17 protein-coding genes are annotated in these 16926 nt (G+C 62.3%); 12 read left to right on the top strand and 5 right to left on the bottom strand.

Going from position 1 to position 16926, the window contains the following annotated elements; all coding sequences use genetic code 11:
- Positions 1 to 9 precede the first annotated feature (9 nt).
- The 5 genes from aroB (at position 10) to nusB (ending at position 4167) form a co-directional block, all read left to right on the top strand.
- A complete protein-coding gene (gene aroB / locus CCICO_RS06345; protein WP_018019831.1) occupies positions 10 to 1092 on the top strand; it encodes a 3-dehydroquinate synthase in 1083 nt (360 codons plus the stop codon).
- Complete coding sequence (gene aroQ / locus CCICO_RS06340) at positions 1080 to 1517, top strand: type II 3-dehydroquinate dehydratase (protein ID WP_018019830.1); 438 nt, start codon at positions 1080 to 1082, stop codon at positions 1515 to 1517. Before aroB ends, aroQ begins: the two co-directional genes overlap by 13 nt.
- A 53-nt stretch (positions 1518 to 1570) precedes the next feature.
- Positions 1571 to 2662 (top strand): M24 family metallopeptidase, encoded by a 1092-nt coding sequence (locus tag CCICO_RS06335; protein WP_018019829.1) that lies wholly within the window; start codon positions 1571 to 1573, stop codon positions 2660 to 2662.
- Positions 2663 to 2788: 126 nt separating this feature from the next.
- Positions 2789 to 3352: an elongation factor P gene (gene efp, locus CCICO_RS06330; protein ID WP_018019828.1), complete on the top strand. Its 564-nt coding sequence runs from the start codon at positions 2789 to 2791 to the stop codon at positions 3350 to 3352.
- 92 nt (positions 3353 to 3444) lie between these two features.
- Entirely contained in the window at positions 3445 to 4167 is a 723-nt protein-coding gene (gene nusB / locus CCICO_RS11405; RefSeq protein ID WP_018019827.1) for a transcription antitermination factor NusB, read from the top strand.
- A gap of 87 nt (positions 4168 to 4254) precedes the next feature.
- Here nusB and CCICO_RS06320 read toward each other — a convergent pair whose 3' ends face one another.
- The 5 genes from CCICO_RS06320 to CCICO_RS06300 form a co-directional block, all read right to left on the bottom strand.
- Positions 4255 to 4746 (bottom strand): hypothetical protein, encoded by a 492-nt coding sequence (locus CCICO_RS06320; RefSeq protein ID WP_018019826.1) that lies wholly within the window; start codon positions 4744 to 4746, stop codon positions 4255 to 4257.
- On the bottom strand, positions 4743 to 5246 hold the full coding sequence (locus CCICO_RS06315) for a hypothetical protein (RefSeq protein WP_018019825.1): 504 nt from the start codon (positions 5244 to 5246) through the stop codon (positions 4743 to 4745). The genes CCICO_RS06320 and CCICO_RS06315 overlap by 4 nt, the downstream gene beginning before the upstream one ends.
- Before the next feature lie 11 nt (positions 5247 to 5257).
- Complete coding sequence (locus CCICO_RS06310; protein ID WP_018019824.1) at positions 5258 to 5662, bottom strand: YbjN domain-containing protein; 405 nt, start codon at positions 5660 to 5662, stop codon at positions 5258 to 5260.
- The gene (locus CCICO_RS06305) at positions 5655 to 6203 is read right to left on the bottom strand and encodes a type III secretion system chaperone family protein (RefSeq protein ID WP_018019823.1); all 549 of its coding nucleotides are present in this window, start codon (positions 6201 to 6203) and stop codon (positions 5655 to 5657) included. The genes CCICO_RS06310 and CCICO_RS06305 overlap by 8 nt, the downstream gene beginning before the upstream one ends.
- 73 nt (positions 6204 to 6276) lie before the next feature.
- A complete protein-coding gene (locus CCICO_RS06300) occupies positions 6277 to 7650 on the bottom strand; it encodes a TIGR01777 family oxidoreductase (protein ID WP_018019822.1) in 1374 nt (457 codons plus the stop codon).
- Between the two features lie 307 nt (positions 7651 to 7957).
- On the opposite strand from CCICO_RS06300, the gene pyrR reads away from it, so the two are divergent.
- The 7 genes from pyrR to mihF all read left to right on the top strand — a co-directional run bounded on the left by pyrR (position 7958) and on the right by mihF (position 16921).
- Complete coding sequence (gene pyrR / locus CCICO_RS06295; RefSeq protein ID WP_026161465.1) at positions 7958 to 8542, top strand: bifunctional pyr operon transcriptional regulator/uracil phosphoribosyltransferase PyrR; 585 nt, start codon at positions 7958 to 7960, stop codon at positions 8540 to 8542.
- Between the two features lie 76 nt (positions 8543 to 8618).
- Positions 8619 to 9560, top strand: a complete 942-nt coding sequence (locus CCICO_RS06290; protein ID WP_018019819.1) for an aspartate carbamoyltransferase catalytic subunit — start codon at positions 8619 to 8621, stop codon at positions 9558 to 9560.
- Positions 9561 to 9580: 20 nt separating this feature from the next.
- Positions 9581 to 10912 carry a dihydroorotase gene (locus CCICO_RS06285; protein ID WP_018019818.1) on the top strand — a complete coding sequence of 444 codons (1332 nt, stop codon included), beginning with the start codon at positions 9581 to 9583 and terminating at the stop codon, positions 10910 to 10912.
- 107 nt (positions 10913 to 11019) lie between these two features.
- A complete protein-coding gene (gene carA / locus CCICO_RS06280) occupies positions 11020 to 12216 on the top strand; it encodes a glutamine-hydrolyzing carbamoyl-phosphate synthase small subunit (RefSeq protein WP_018019817.1) in 1197 nt (398 codons plus the stop codon).
- Positions 12217 to 12248: 32 nt separating this feature from the next.
- Entirely contained in the window at positions 12249 to 15587 is a 3339-nt protein-coding gene (gene carB / locus CCICO_RS06275) for a carbamoyl-phosphate synthase large subunit (RefSeq protein ID WP_018019816.1), read from the top strand.
- Complete coding sequence (pyrF, locus tag CCICO_RS06270) at positions 15588 to 16421, top strand: orotidine-5'-phosphate decarboxylase (RefSeq protein WP_018019815.1); 834 nt, start codon at positions 15588 to 15590, stop codon at positions 16419 to 16421.
- A gap of 176 nt (positions 16422 to 16597) precedes the next feature.
- Positions 16598 to 16921 carry an integration host factor, actinobacterial type gene (gene mihF, locus CCICO_RS06265; protein WP_018019814.1) on the top strand — a complete coding sequence of 108 codons (324 nt, stop codon included), beginning with the start codon at positions 16598 to 16600 and terminating at the stop codon, positions 16919 to 16921.
- The last annotated feature ends 5 nt before the right edge of the window (positions 16922 to 16926 follow it).

The following is a 16926-nucleotide window of genomic DNA, read 5'->3' as shown; positions in this document are numbered from 1 at the left end:
AGGACAATCATGCGTTCCATTCCTGTCAACGGCGCCTCGCCCTATGAGGTTGTTATCGACCACGGCATTGCCGTTGCGCTCACCGAGCTAGTACGTAGCGCCGCAGATGCTCGCAAGGTGGCGATCATTCACCAGCAGCCCGTACACGCCATTGCGGCGCGTATCGACGCCGCCCTCAGCGCCACCGGTATCGAGGTGCATCAGCTGGAGCTAGCCGATGCCGAAGCCGGAAAAACCCTTGCCGAGGCCGGCCGCATGTGGGACGAGCTGGGTCGGCTCGAATTCTCCCGCCGCGACGTGGTGGTCTCTGTTGGCGGCGGCGCCTGCACCGATGCCGCTGGTTTTATCGCCGCCTCGTGGATGCGCGGTATCAAGGTGATTCATTGCCCCACGACGCTACTGGCGATGGTCGACGCAGCCGTCGGCGGCAAAACCGGAATCAATACCGCGGCGGGGAAGAACCTTGTGGGCGCTTTCCACGAGCCTTTTGGGGTGTTCATTGATCTTGACTGTCTCGAGAGTCTGCCGCGGGAGGAGATCATCGCCGGTTCGGCGGAGATCATCAAAACCGGCTTTATTCGTGACCCGAAGATTCTGGATCTCTACGAATCAGACCCAGCCGCCTGCTTGGACCCGAATGGCCATCTGCCTGAGCTTATCGCCCGCTCTGTGGCGGTGAAAGCCGCAGTGGTGGCTGCTGATCTGAAGGAATCCAACCTGCGCGAGATCCTCAACTATGGCCACACTTTCGGCCATGCTGTGGAGCTGAACGAGAACTTCCGTTGGCGCCACGGCAACGCGGTAGCTGTGGGCATGATGTTTGTGGCTGCGCTGAGTCACATCCGCGGCGAGCTTGCCGAAGCGGAGGTCGAGCGCCACCGCGCGATCATCTCCAGCGTGGGGCTGCCCACTGGCTACAACGGCGCCAGCTTTGATCAACTGCTCGCGGGCATGCGCAAGGATAAAAAGAACCGCGGCGGCAGCATCCGCTTCGTCGGGCTCACTGGGGTGGCTCAGACCACCCGGCTCGACGACACCACCGACGAGCAGCTTCGCGGCGCCTATGAGCAGGTGGTGGCATGGACGTCCTAGTACTTAACGGGCCGAACCTCAACCGTCTGGGCAAACGCCAACCTGAAGTGTATGGCACCACCACGCTTGTCGACGTCGAGCAGCGGATCATCACCCGCGCCCACGAGCTGGGCCTTGCGGTTGAGTGCCGCCAATCTAATCACGAGGGTGAGCTGATCGAGTGGGTGCATGACGCCGCCGATCGTGGGGCAGCGGTCATCATTAACCCCGGCGGGTTCACCCATACCTCGGTGGCGCTTCGTGATGCTCTTGCCGAGATCGCTGATGGCCGAGGCTTCGTGGAGGTTCATATTTCGAATGTGCACGCCCGCGAGCCTTTCCGCCAACACTCCTATCTCAGCCCCATCGCCCTAGGCGTAATAGCTGGGCTGGGAGTGAAAGGCTACGAGCTCGCTCTGGAGTTTTTGGCCGAGTGCATCACCTAGAGTTGAGCTAGATCGAGACCATAACTGACTACGCCGAGAGGGGCCTTACATAGATGTCTTTGAGCGATACCCGTTTCCTCACCCGCCGCCGTGCACTGTCCGCCCAGTTAAATAGCCAGCGCATTGACGTCATGCTGGTCACCCACCTCACTCACGTGCGCTATCTCTCCGGTTTCTCCGGATCCAACGCGGCGCTGTTAGTGAATAAGGACCTCACCGCCCGCATCGCCACCGACGGCCGCTACACCACCCAAATCGCGGAAGAGGTTCCGGATATCGAGGCGGTGCTGGAACGTCGTTGCGCTACTGGTCTACTCAAGCGGGTAGAAGGGCATCGCCGCGTGGGCTATGAGGCGGACTACATCACCGTCTCTCAGCTGCAGGCGCTCGAGAAGGCCTGTCCCGAGGATGTCACCCTGGTTCCGGTCAGCGGCATTATCGAAGAGCTGCGGCTGAAAAAGGACGATGTAGAAAAGCAGCGGCTACGCGAGGTGGCCGCGCTGGCCTCCCAGGCCTATGTGGACATGTTGGCAGCCGGCGAGGTTGCCGCGGGCCGTACCGAGCGCCAGATTGCCGCCGACCTGGAATACCGCATGCGTATGCTCGGCTCGGAGCGGGTGTCTTTTGACACTATCGTCGCCTCTGGCCCGAACTCTGCCAAGCCCCATCACAGCGCCGGCGATAGAGTGCTCGAAGTTGGCGATATCGTCACCTTCGATTTCGGCGCCCACGACCGTGGATTCAATTCGGATATGACCCGGACGATCATGATCGGCGAGTGCACCGACTTCGCCCGCGAGATCTACGAGATCGTGCTCAAGGCCCAGCTTGCCGGGGTAGAGGCCTCTCGGCCCGGCGCTAAGCTCGCCGATATTGACCGCGCCTGCCGCGAAGTGATCGAGGACGCCGGTTATGGTGAATACTTCGTGCACTCCACCGGCCACGGCGTGGGCTTAGATGTGCACGAGGCACCGGCCGCCGCCCAGGGCCGCACGGAGGTGCTGGCCAAGGACATGACTCTCACTATCGAGCCTGGTATTTATGTTCCCGGCAAGGGTGGGGTGCGCATCGAAGATACCCTCATCATCACCGATGGCGAGCCTGAGATTATTACCAAGGTGAGCAAGCAGCTCACCGTGGTGTAGTCTGGTTTGGTCAAGTACACGCTTTCATATTGTTGAGTGCTCGCGCCGCGCGGCGGGTGCGGAGGACATCTTGGTTCTTCGTCTTAGCCGCGGTCGTTGGGCGCGGGCCCCGAAGGAGCTAAACACGTGGCAACTACCGCCGATTTCAAGAATGGTCTTGTGCTGAAGATCGATAACAAGCTGCAGCAGATTATCGAGTTCCAGCACGTTAAGCCGGGCAAGGGCCCCGCATTCGTGCGCACCAAGCTGAAGGATGTCGTCTCCGGCAAGACCGTGGATAAGACCTTCAACGCCGGTGTGAAGGTGGAGACCGCGCTGGTGGACCGCCGCGACATGACCTACCTGTACAACGACGGCTCTGCCTACGTGTTCATGGATGATAAGACCTTCGAGCAGGTTGAGCTCGAGCCGCACCTGATCGGTGACTCCGCCCGCTTCCTGCTGGAAAACATGCCCGTGCAGGTGTCCTTCCACGAGGGTGAGGCCCTCTTCGCTGATCTGCCGGTTGCTGTGGAGCTCAAGGTTGAGCACACCGATCCGGGCCTGCAGGGCGATCGTTCCACCGGCGGCACCAAGCCCGCTACCCTCGAGACCGGTGCTGAGATCCAGGTGCCGCTGTTCCTCGAGACCGGCAATGTGGTGAAGGTGGACACCCGCACCGGCGAGTACCTCTCCCGCGTGAACAACTAATCACCCATATACTCTTCGGCTAGCACGTCTCGCGGGGATTCACCGCGGGGCGTGTGCCGTGTTTTCACTATCAGGAAGTTTTTGAGGCGACTGTGACTGACTTCAAGCGGCGGGGAACTCGCTACAAGGCGCGTCGTCGCGCCGTTGACATCCTCTTCGAGGCCGAGGCCCGCGATCGTGACCCAGTGGCTCTGGTGGAGGAGCGTTCGACGCTGTCGCGTGACCGCGACTCGGGCGTGGCCCCGATCAAGCCTTATACTCGCGAGATCGTCAGCGGTGTCGCAGTAGAGCTCGACCGCATCGATGAGATCATCGAACGCTACCTTGCCGCCGAGTGGGAGCTGGATCGCCTGCCGGCAGTGGATCGGGCCATCTTGCGTGTTTCCGGGTGGGAGCTGCTCTACAATCCTGACGTGCCGCGCGGCACCGCAGTGGTGGAAGGCGTGGAGCTGGGAAGTGAATATTCCACGCCTCAGGCCTCGCCCTATATCCACGCGGTGTTGGACGCGGTGGCAACGAACCTCGATGCCATCAAAGCCGAGGAGCTCGAGCCCGCAGCCGAGGAGACCACAGACGAGGAGACCTATGAGGGGCCGTCCTCCGCAGAAGAGATCGAGCGTGACAACGCTGAGCTCGAAGGACCTGTGCCCGTTAATCCTGAGGATGTGGCTGACTCGTGGGAGGAAGAACACGGGGTAGCAGCTGTGGAGGAAAGCGAGCAGGTGGATGCGCACACCTTGAGCGCTGCACTCGATGCGGATGACACCGCGGCTGCCACCGAGGACAGCTCTGCTGAGGAGGAGCAGCCACAGTAGCTTCTTTCCATCTCAACTAGGCGTAGAAACACACCGCCGCACGGGCCTTAAGCAGCGCCGTCGGCGGTGTGATGCTGTCTCGGGGGTTTACTCCTCGGAATCGGGTTCGGTCCACGGGCCGTTGAGTACCGGCGGCATCCACTCGGATGGCGGGGCCTCTACGGTGCTGGGGGTAGCTAGGGTCTGGCTCAGCCAGTGCAGGGCATCGGCTACATCGAAACAGCAGCGCAGCACATGGCGTTCGAGGCCGGATGAATCGAGGGAGTCGACAAGAAAGATGGCGGCGGTAGCAATGGCGGTAAGCTCCTCGCCGCGGGTGGTGGGGCCTATACCCAGCTTCGCGTGATGGCCCTCTTGATGGTAGGCGTTGGCCGCAAGAACGGCGTCTCGGCGCTGCTCGGCGCTGTAGCTGGGACGCAGTGCTTCGCGGGCGCTGATGAACATGATCCCTGGCGGGCGGAGGTAGGCGTGAAACACCATCGGGTGGCCGGGCAGACAGAAGCGGATACTGTTATCGCGGCCAATGATGCGGCCTCGGGCGGCGATCACCTCGGAGAGGTGCAGGAAGGTCACGCTCATAGGGGTGGGCTTTCTACGATCGGCATGGCGGATGGGCGCAGCATGAATCGGTGCTGCTGATCGATAGCCCCGCACACATCGGGAAGGAAATGCTCCACCTCGATGTAGTAAACATCCACCATGGCGAGATAGTGATCAACTGCCTCGCCAAGATCGGTCTCGCTGCACTGAGAGGCGTCCGGTAGATGCATCACACAGCCCATGCCAAGGGTGGCGTCTTCATCGGTAATCATGTAGCCGATCGGCTGGATGCGGTGAATATTCCAAAAGTCCACAAAGTTGGTGAGCCGGTCGAGCTTATCTACGGCCGCACGCTCGCGCCACACTCCATGCACCACCAATGCATCACGATAGGGATCGTAGGTGATCTCTACCATCGCCCGATCGAGAGTGACAAGGAAGGACTCGTGGCCAAAGTTCACCGGCAACCGCACGCTACGCAGCCACGCGTGCACGGCCTCAAAGATGCGTAGTGCTGCGGGGTGGGATCGGCGCGCCACGATAGCTCAGCTCACTTATCCCCGAGATCCTGCAACGCCTTCATACCGGCGAGTACCAAATCGATGCGGATTTCGAGGGATTCCTTCAACTGGGCGTCGCTCATGTAGGCCGAGACAGGAAACTCGGATTCGGTGCGCAGTCCGTGGGTCTCACCAGAGACAGCCACCACGGCCTTTACCCCGTGCAGCCTGGCGTTGAAGTGGTTGCAGGCGGCGAACCACTTGCCGTCCATGGTTTCCAAGGGATGGTCGGCGCGCACGATCACCGATTGGTTATCCAACACGGCGATGAAGGTGTCGATGCCATTGAGGCGGGCATGGCCGACATCGTTGAGGTCGATATCTTCCAGCTCAATATCAACGTGGGAGAGAATCTCTTTGACGCGGGCATAGGTGACGGCGGACAGATCAGGCACGGTCGTCTCCTTCTTCGGTGGTGGTCTCGGTGGTGGTGGGCTCCTCGGTGGCATCCGGGGCGGGCTCGGCGTGGGGGCGCTCCCAGGTGACGAGATCGGGGAAGGATGCGGCGAGATAGTCGCAGGCGGTAGCCGTGGCGGTGAAAAAAGAAACTACGAATAGACCCAGCTGATTGTGGGTGTAGCCTCCAGCGTTATTGAGTGCCGGCAAGGCCCGCTGCATGTGCACCTCCACGCCGCCCTCCTCACTGGAGGCGGCGCCGACATACATGGTGGGTTTGATCTCTAGCACATTCCACTCGTGGGCAGCCTGCAGCAGTTCATTGCCCTGCTCGGGTGCGGGTTCGCCGCGCCAGCGGGCGTCGAGAAGCAGTGTGCCCTCGTGCACCACGATGCCAATGGCTGCATCATAAAATCCGGTACGGACGGCGCCTTCGATGGTGTCGAACTCGAGCTCTTGCTCGCGGAGCACCGCGGCCACGCGTTCGATCGTAATGGGCATGAGTAGCTGTTCGTCGGCAGGGGTGTCGGCAGAATCCACCGTCTAGCTCCTTAGGTAGCGATACTGTGCGGGAGGGGACAAATGCTCGGGCGTCTATCGCCCGACCGGGATCTTAAGCCTCGGAGGTGGAGGCGGTGTTCAACAGCGCCTCTCCGCCGAGCTCGTGGGCAAAGGCCTCGGGCAATAGGTTGTGGGTGAATCGGTGACCCAATTGTTCAAACTTGGCGGGCACGGCGTTTTGGGAGGTCATCAGCAGCTCCTCGGAGGCGATGGGGCCCATCACCAGCTTGGGTGCCACTGCCGGAATCGGCACCACGAACTTGCGGTGCATCGCCCCCTGCAGGGCCTCGCTGAACTCCTCCGAGCGCACAGGTGCAGGGCCGGTGGCGTTGAAGGGTCCAGACATCTGCGGATCGAGGGCGGCGCGGATGTACATGGAGGTGAGATCGTCGATGCTCACCCACGGTAGATAACCGCCCTCTGTGCCCACCTGCGGGGCCAGCCCAGCGGCGAAGGCTGCGCGCAAACCGGGCAGAATGCCGCCGGCGGCGCTCATGACGAGGCCAGTGCGCAGATTAACCACGCGGGCACCCGCTTCGCGTGCCGGGGCGCAGGCGTCCTCCCAATCGGCAACCACATCGGCGAGGAAGCCTTCGCCACGCTCGGCGTTTTCATCCAGCAGCTCGTCGCCGCGGTCGGGGCCATAAAAGCCCACGGCGGAGGCCACCACCATGGTGGTGCAGGTCTTGGAGGCGGCAACCAACTCCGCCAAACGGCGGGTCGGGGTGATGCGCGAGTGGCGGATCTTCTCTCGGTGGGTTTCGCTCATGCGCCCAGCGATGGATTCGCCCGCGAGGTGAATGAGTACATCCACGCCCTCGAGTAGGTCTTCATCCGGCAGGGTGGTGTGCCAGCGGCGCTGCCCAGGGGCCAGATCGCTGCCGCGCTTGAGCTCAATCACGGTGTGGCCTGCGGTACGCAGCTGGGCGCCAAGATGGGTGCCTACTAAGCCACCGGAGCCGGTAAGTGCGATGGTCAGCGGTTGTGCTGGCGCGCCTTCGATGGACTGAAACTCTTGGATGCGGGTGAGATCTTCGAGCAGCTGGTGTTGCCGGTAGGCGAAGGCGGCTTCGAGGAAGCTGCCGGGCAAGCGAGTATGCACAGTGTCGGTAATGCGGGTGCCGGCGGGGTCGTCGGCGAAGGCGTGCACATGGCGCCACTGCGAGAGCACGCGCATGGGGGCGTTCACGCACACGTCGGTAAATTGCCGCCCCTCGTGGTAGCCGGCCAGATCGTGCTTAGCCACCCATTTCAGCCCAGCGGGAAGCGAAAATTCGGTGGTTCCGGTAGCCAAAGATGAGGCTTGTTTGACCGGGGTCATGGGCACGAAGGGCGGGGTCAGCCGCACCACCGCCCCAGGGCGGGTGTGCCACTGCCACACATCTGATCGAGGGAAGGGAAGAACGTGCTCGGTTGAAATACCCACGTGGGCTGGTGACCTCCTAGAAGCGGCGGTGAGTGTATGTGTGTCGATTATACGGAGACAACCGGACACTGCCATGAGATTCTTCTCTCGTCTGCGGCGGTGATGCTGGCCGAGGTGAGCGTCGATAAGCGCAGTGCCCTTGAGTGGGGTTAGCGCCGGCACTGATGGCCTAGTGGTGCTGGCGGGCTAGTGCTAAGGTGTGTAGGCGATAAAGTTCATAGGATTCAGTGGCTGTATATATAAGCAGTCGCGGTGTCTGATGACATCCTTTAACGGACCGCACAGAGAGGCGGGGAAGGAGGTCACGATGGCAACGCAATTAATGAGCGCCGATGATGTCGGACGCACAATTGCGCGCATCGCGCACCAAATTATTGAAAAAACAGCACTTGATGCTGAGAAGGAATCCGCACGCCCAGAGGTGTGCCTCATGGGTATTCCTTCCGGGGGAGTGCCGCTGGCCTCGCGCTTGGCGGCCAAGATTGAAGAATTCTCGGGTGTCGCCGTGAGCGTAGGCACGCTCGATACCACCTTGTATCGCGATGATCTGCGCCATCGAGCGCATCGCGCACTCGAGCCCACCACCATTCCCGATGCCGGTATCGATGGCATCACTGTGGTGTTGGTGGATGATGTGCTCTATTCCGGTCGCACCATTCGCGCCGCCTTGGATGCGCTGCGCGATATTGGCCGCCCGCACTGTGTGCAGCTGGCGGTGCTGGTGGATCGTGGCCACCGTGAGCTGCCCATTCGCGCGGACTACGTGGGCAAAAACCTTCCCACCTCCGTCAACGAGGGCGTGACTGTACTGCTTGAGGAGATTGACGGCAAGGACGCCGTGGAGATCTCCCGTATTTCTCAATCCGGCGAATCCGCCACCACCCGCGAGTAGCGCTGCTGCCGCGGGAGCGTCAGCCACGCCGCCGCGGTGAGCACGTGCTCTCGAGAACCTAGTGAGCTAGAGGCTAATGAAACACCTGCTTTCTATTGAGGACCTCGATAAAAACGAGATCCTGTCCATCATGGATGAGGCGGACAAGTTCCTGGAACTGTTGTCTCACCGCGAGATTAAGAAGCTGCCGACTCTGCGTGGTCGCACCATCTTCACTCTTTTTTATGAAAACTCCACCCGCACTCGCTCTTCCTTTGAGACCGCGGGCAAGTGGATGAGCGCGGACGTGATTAATATTTCCGCCTCCTCGTCCTCGGTGAAGAAAGGCGAATCGCTCAAGGACACCGGCTTGACTCTTGGTGCTGTGGGGGCGGATGCGATCATCATTCGCCACCCCGCCTCGGGCGCGGCGGAGCAGTTGGCCCGCTGGGTAGCCCCGGGCGGCCAGGGTCCGAGCGTGATCAACGCCGGCGATGGCTCCCATCAACACCCCACCCAGGCCCTGCTGGATGCGGTAACGATGCGTCAGCGACTCGGCAGCATCGAGGGCAAGAAGATCGCAATTGTGGGCGATTGCTTGCACTCCCGCGTGGTGCGTTCGAACGTGGATCTGCTCACCACCTTGGGTGCGGAGGTCACCCTGGTGGCCCCGCCCACGCTCCTGCCTTTCGGGGTGGAGAGCTGGCCGGTGACCGTGTCCTATGAGATGGATCCGGTGCTGGCCGATAAGGATGCAGTCATGATGCTGCGCGTGCAGCAAGAGCGCATGAACGGCGGGTTCTTCCCCTCGCACCGCGAATACGCCACCCTCTACGGAATGAGCAAGGCTCGGCTGGCCCAGCTGAAAGACGATGCCATCGTGATGCACCCTGGTCCGATGCTGCGCGGCATGGAAATCAACGACTATGTGGCCGACGCCCCGCAGACAGCCGTGCTGCAGCAGGTGTCTAACGGTGTGCACGTGCGTATGGCCGTGCTCTTTACCCTGCTCTGCGGCCAGGGAAGCCCCCGCGAGTAAACCCCCGAAGGAGACAGTCAATGAGTACAGAAACCACCTATCCTGCCACTGGGGAACTCGCGCCTGCCGCCGAGGGCACCCTGCTCATCCGCAACGCCCGCCCTTATGGGGAAGGCGAGCCCGTTAATGTCCTCATCCGCGATGGCGTGATCGCCAACTTGGACGCCCCGGCTGATACCGAGGCCGATCGCAGTATCGACGCCGCCGGCTCGGTGCTCCTGCCCGGGCTGGTGGATATTCACGTACACCTGCGCGAGCCAGGCCGAGAAGATACCGAAACGATTGCCACCGGTTCCGCAGCAGCCGCCAAGGGCGGATTCACCGCCGTGTTCACCATGGCCAACACCCAGCCGGTGATGGACCAGCCGGTCATCGCCGAGTCCGTGTGGTTCAAGGGCCAGCAGATTGGTTTGTGCGATGTGCACCCGGTGGGCTCGATCACGAAGGGGCTCAAGGGCGAAACCCTCACCGAGTTCGGCATGATGGCCAACTCCGCAGCCAAGGTGCGCATGTTCTCCGATGACGGGGTGTGCGTGAACAACCCCCAGGTGATGCGCCGAGCCCTGGAATACGCCAAGGGCCAGGACGTGCTGCTCGCCCAGCACTGCGAGGACGCCCGCCTCACCGAAGGTGCGGTGGCACACGAGGGGGAGATGGCCGCTCGGCTGGGACTGCGCGGCTGGCCGCGCGTGGCAGAGGAATCCATCGTGGCCCGCGACGCCATCATGACCCGCGATTACGGTGCCCGCATGCACATTTGTCACGCCTCCACCGAGGGCACCGTCACGCTCGTGCGCTGGGCTAAGGACTGCGGCATTCCGCTCACCGCCGAGGTGACACCGCACCATCTCTTGCTTCACGACGCTCGCCTGCGCAACTTCGACGGCCGGGACCGAGTCAACCCGCCGCTGCGGGAGAAGTCCGATACCGAGAAGCTGCGTGACGCCTTGCTTGACGGCACCATCGATTGCGTGGCCACCGACCACGCCCCGCACGGCTCCGAGGAGAAGTGCTGCGAGTTCTCCGAGGCCAAAAACGGCATGCTGGGTTTGGAAACCTCCTTGGCGATTGTGCACCAGATCTTCGTGGAATCTGGGCTGGCCGATTGGCGCTTCGTGGCGAAGGTGATGAGTGAAAAGCCCGCCGAGATCGTTCGCCTGCCCGGCCATGGCCGCCCCATCGCAGTAGGCGAGCCCGCCAATCTCACCGTGGTGAACCCGAATAGCCCGTGGACCGCCCGCGGCGAGGAGATGGACTCCAAGGCCGATAACACCCCCTACGAGGGCATGGACTTTAACGCCCAAGTCACCCACACGATCCTGCGTGGCGCACTGACCTACACACGGCGCTAGACAGCGGCCGCGGCGAGAGCCTCCACCCGCCTCGTCGCGCCCGCACCGCACACCGAGCTTTATACCTACAGCTTTAAAAACACATTTTTTCGAAAGGCCCTCACACAGTGACTACTGAGACCACCCCCTCTGAGGCCAGCACCCGGCCCGCAGTGCTCGTGCTCGCCGACGGCAACACCTACCGCGGGCTTGCCTTCGGCGCCGAAGGCAATGCCTTTGGCGAGGCCGTGTTTACCACCGCCATGACCGGTTATCAGGAGACGATGACCGATCCCAGCTACCACAAGCAGATGGTGGTGATGACCGCCCCGCAGATCGGTAACACCGGCTGGAACGATGAGGATAACGAGTCCCGCGAAGACAAGATCTGGATCGCTGGGCTGATTATCCGCGATCTTTCCCACACTGTCTCTAACTGGCGTGCCCGCCGCAGCCTAGAGGAAGAGATGATCTCCCAGGGGCTGGTGGGCATTAAGCACGTGGACACCCGCGCCATCGTGCGCCACCTGCGTAACTACGGCTCCATCAAGGCGGGGGTCTTTACTGGCGAAGACGCCTTGCTGGACACCGAGGAGCTGGTGCGCCGGGTAGAGCAGCAAGAAGACATGGAAGGGGCAAACCTCTCCGCCGATGTCAGCTTGGACACCCCGCAGATCCTCGAGCCCACCGGCGAGGTGAAAGCCACCGTGGTGGCCTATGACATGGGCATTAAGTCCAATACCCCGCGCAACCTGCTGGCCCGCGGAATGCGCACCGTGCTGGTGCCGGCGAACTATCCCTTCGAGAAGGCCATGGAGTTCAACCCCGACGGAGTGTTTATCTCCAATGGCCCGGGTGATCCCGCCACCGCCGATGAGATGGTGGGCATCGTGCAGCAATTCCTAGACAAGGACGTGCCGATCTTCGGTATCTGCTTTGGCAACCAGATCCTGGGCCGCGCCTTCGGTATGAACACCTACAAGCTCAAGTTCGGTCACCGCGGCGTGAACATCCCCGTGAAGAACCACGTGCAGGGACACATCGAGATCACCGCTCAAAACCACGGCTTCGCCCTCGAAGGCGAGGCAGGCCAAGAATTCGACACCGCCTATGGCCCCGCACTGGTCACGCACACCTGCCTTAATGATGGCGTGGTCGAGGGCGTGGCGCTGAAGAGTGGGCGTGCCTTCTCCGTGCAGTACCACCCCGAGGCCGCCGCCGGGCCGAATGATGCCAACCCGCTCTTTGACCAGTTCGCCGAGCTGGTGGCCGAAGACATTGCCGCCAAGAGCACCGCCGGTAGCTCCAGCAACGAGCAGAACTAAGCACACCAGGAAGAGAAAGAGGAATACAGACAATGCCGAAGCGCACTGACATCAATCACGTCCTGGTTATCGGATCCGGCCCCATTGTGATCGGCCAGGCCTGCGAGTTCGACTACTCCGGCACCCAGGCGTGCCGCGTGCTCAAGCAGGAGGGGATGCGGGTAACCCTCATCAACTCCAACCCGGCCACGATCATGACTGATCCCGAGTTCGCTGATCACACCTATGTAGAGCCAATCCACCCTGATTACATTGAGAAGATCTTTGCCAAAGAGATCGAGGAAGGCCACCCGATCGACGCGGTGCTGGCCACCCTGGGTGGGCAGACTGCTCTCAACGCCGCCATCGCGTTGGATCGCCGCGGCAGCTTGGAGAAGTACAACGTAGAGCTCATCGGTGCCGATATCCCCGCGATTCAGCGGGGCGAGGATCGCCAGAAGTTTAAGGACATCGTGGCCAAGATCGGCGGCGAGTCCGCACGCTCGCGCGTGTGCCACAACATGGACGAGGTGCACGAGACAGTGGCCGAGCTGGGTCTGCCGGTCGTGGTGCGCCCCTCCTTCACCATGGGCGGGCTGGGCTCCGGTCTGGCCTTCGATAACGATGATCTCGAGCGCATCGCCGGCGGCGGATTGGCTGCCTCCCCAGAGGCCAACGTGCTCATCGAGGAGTCCATCCTCGGTTGGAAGGAATACGAGCTGGAGCTGATGCGCGATGGCGATGACAACGTGGTGGTCATCTGCTCGATCGAAAACGTCGATGCTCTCGGCGTGCACACCGGCGATTCCGTTACCGTGGCTCCGGCCATGACGCTCACGGACCGCGAGTTCCAGAAGATGCGCGATCAGGGTATCGCCATCATTCGCGAGGTGGGCGTGGACACCGGTGGCTGCAACATCCAGTTCGCCATTAACCCCCACGACGGCCGCATCATCACCATCGAGATGAACCCGCGCGTTTCGCGCTCCTCGGCGCTGGCATCGAAGGCTACCGGCTTCCCGATCGCGAAGATCGCCGCCAAGCTAGCCATCGGCTACACCCTCGATGAGATCACCAACGACATCACCGGCGAAACCCCCGCCGCCTTCGAGCCCACCCTAGACTATGTGGTGGTCAAGGCTCCGCGCTTTGCCTTCGAGAAATTCCCCGGCGCTGATGACACGCTCACCACCACCATGAAGTCGGTGGGTGAGGCCATGAGCTTGGGCCGTAACTACGCGGCTGCCACCAATAAGGTGATGCGCTCGCTGGAGAATAAGGACGCTGGGTTCTGGACCTCGCCTGATCGCTTCGCTGATGCCGATGCGGCGCTGGAGTCCCTCAAGCGGCCTGTGGCTGGCCGGATGTACGAGGTGGAGCAGGCGCTGCGCGGCGGCAAAACCATCGAGGAGGTGCACGAGGCCTCCGGTATCGACCCTTGGTTCCTGGCCGAGATTCAGCAGCTGGTGGATCTACGCCAGCAGCTCATCGACGCCCCTGTGCTCACCGAGCAGCTACTGCGCCTGGCCAAGTACTACGGGCTGTCCGATAAGCAGATCGCGGCGCTGCGCCCGGAGTTTGCCGGTGAGGAGGGCGTGCGTTCGCTGCGCTGGTCGCTGGGGATCCGCCCGGTATTTAAGACGGTGGACACCTGTGCCGCCGAGTTCGAGGCCAAGACCCCGTATCACTACTCGTCCTATGAGTTTGATGCCGCCGCCGAGTCCGAGGTGAGCCCACAGACCGAGAAGGAGAAGGTGATCATCCTCGGCTCTGGTCCGAACCGTATCGGTCAGGGCATCGAGTTCGACTACTCCTGCGTGCACGCCGCGCTGGAGCTATCGCGGGTGGGCTATGAGACCATCATGGTCAACTGCAACCCTGAGACAGTCTCGACTGACTACGACACCGCCGATCGCCTCTACTTTGAGCCGCTGACCTTTGAAGACGCGATGGAGGTCTATCACGCCGAGTGCCAGTCCGGCACTGTGGCCGGTGTGATCGTCCAGCTCGGCGGCCAAACCCCGCTGGGCTTGGCGGAGAAGCTGCGCGACGCCGGCGTGCCGGTGGTGGGCACCAGCCCCGAGGCCATCGACTTGGCGGAGGATCGCGGCGCCTTCGGTGAGGTGCTGGCCAAGGCTGATCTGCCGGCTCCCGAGTTCGGCACCGCCACCTCCTTCGCCGAGGCCCGCGACGTGGCGGCCCGCATCGGCTATCCGGTGCTGGTGCGTCCCAGCTATGTGTTGGGTGGTCGCGGCATGGAGATTGTCTACGATGAGCAGACCCTCGAGGACTACATCAACCGCGCTACCGAGCTGTCCAATGAGCACCCGGTGCTGGTGGACCGCTTCCTAGACAATGCCATTGAGATCGATGTGGATGCGCTCTGCGATGGGCAGCAGGTGTATCTCGGTGGAGTCATGGAGCACATCGAGGAGGCCGGAATTCACTCCGGTGATAGCTCTTGTGCACTGCCGCCGATGACGCTGGGTGCTGAGGACATTGAGAAGGTCCGCCAGTCCACCGTGGCGCTCGCCCACGGTATTGGTGTCAAGGGCCTGATGAATGTGCAGTACGCGCTGAAGGATGACACCCTTTACATCATTGAGGCCAACCCGCGTGCCTCCCGCACGGTGCCCTTTGTGTCCAAGGCGACGGGTGTGCCGCTGGCTAAGGCTGCCGCGCGCATTATGATGGGCGCGTCCATCGCCGAGCTGCAGGAAGAAAAGCTCATTCCCACCACCCACGATGGTGGTTCGCTGCCCATGGATGCGCCGATTGCGGTCAAGGAAGCCGTGCTGCCCTTCAACCGCTTCCGCCGCCCAGATGGCTCCATGCTGGACTCGCTGCTCAGCCCGGAGATGAAGTCCACCGGCGAGGTGATCGGCCTGGCCGATAGCTTCGGCGCAGCCTACGCCAAGGCCGAGGATGCCGCCTTCGGGGCATTGCCGACCTCCGGCACGGTGTTTGTGTCCGTGGCCAATCGGGATAAGCGCACGCTGAACTTCCCGATCCAGCAGCTGGCCAAGCTCGGCTTTAAGATGATGGCCACCAAGGGCACCGCCGACATGCTGCGCCGCAATGGCATCGAGTGTGAGGTAGTGGCCAAGGCCAGCCAGGTGCGAGAAGGCAACGAGGAGCTGTCCATCGTGGACAAGATCACCGCCGGTGAGGTGGATCTGATCCTCAACACTCCCGCCGGCTCTGCCGGTGCCCGTCACGATGGCTACGATATCCGCGCCGCCGCCGTGAGCGCTGGGGTGCCGCTGGTAACCACCGTGCAGGGCGTAACCGCCGCGGTGCAGGGTATCGAGGCGCTGCGCGAGAACGAGCTGAGCATCCTGCCGCTGCAGGAGCTCAACCACGAAAACATTGCAGCCAAGGTGGGGGAGTAAGTGAGCGATTTCGGATCCCAGCTGCATCAGGTCTCTCTCGAACGCGGCCGGCTGTGCGTGGGCATTGATCCCCACCCTGGCCTGCTGGATGCGTGGGGGCTGGAGCGCAGCGCCGCAGGGCTAGGCGAGTTCACTCGCATCTGCGTGGAGGCCTTCGCCGGCACCGTGGCACTGGTCAAGCCCCAGGTCGCGTTCTTTGAGGCCTATGGCGCGGCCGGCTATGCCGTGTTAGAGGAAGCTATTGCTGCTCTGCGAGCGGCCGGCACCCTCGTGGTAGCAGATGCCAAGCGCGGCGATATCGGCTCGACCATGGCGGCCTATGCCGATGCGTGGCTGCGCCCGGGCTCACCGCTGGAGGTGGATGCGCTCACAGTCTCGCCCTATCTGGGCTTTGGGTCCTTGGCTCCGGCCCTGGACTACGCCGAGCAGGGCAAGGGGCTCTTCGTGCTCGCCGCCACCTCCAACCCGGAGGGGGCAAGCATTCAGCGGGCCCAGAAGGATCAGGATCTGTCTGTGGCACAGCACATCGTGGATGAGGCCGCAGCATGCAATGCTTCTCGACGCTCGTCTGGCGCCGCAGGCAACGTGGGGGTCGTGGTGGGCGCCACCCTGGATCGCGCCCCAGATCTCTCGGCGCTCAACGGGCCCATCTTGATGCCCGGTGTGGGCGCTCAGGGGGCCGCTCAGGAGGACGTCGATAAGCTCGCGAAGCAAATGACACACCTGGCATTTCCCAACGTCTCTCGTGGGGTCTTGCAGGCCGGTCCGAGCGTGAAAGCCCTAGAAACGGCCGTTTCCGAACTGGCCGCTCAATTTCCGGGAATCCCCAGCTAGAAGCGTTATCGTGGAGGATAGCGCTTGGCGGGCCCGGCCTGTCACCTTGGCTTTTGTCCAAGTAGTGCTAGACTGATGCGAGCTTCATGGAATCCACTCTGCACAGCCCGACTGTGCTGGGGTGGGTTCAACAAGATAGCCAAGTAATTAATCGCCTACGAATCGGAGGAACCAACGTGGCCCTTCCCAAGTTGACTGACGAGCAGCGCAAGGAAGCCCTCGCGAAAGCTGCTGAGGCCCGCAAGGCCCGTGCTGAGCTGAAGGAAAAGCTGAAGCGCGGCGGCACCAACCTTAAGGAAGTTCTGGACCAGGCCCAGGACAACGAGATCATTGGCAAGACCAAGGTCTCCGCTCTCCTCGAGGCTATGCCGAAGGTGGGCAAGGTCAAGGCCAAGGAGATCATGGAGGACCTCGAGATCGCTCAGACCCGCCGTCTGCGTGGCCTGGGTGACCGTCAGCGTCGCGCCCTGCTCGAGCGTTTCGGCTTCTCTGAGGACTAATTCAG

It is taken from the genome of Corynebacterium ciconiae DSM 44920, from assembly GCF_030440575.1.
GTDB lineage: Bacteria > Actinomycetota > Actinomycetes > Mycobacteriales > Mycobacteriaceae > Corynebacterium > Corynebacterium ciconiae.
Note: the sequence above shows the minus strand (reverse complement) of the source record. Positions and strands in the feature narration are given on the sequence as shown.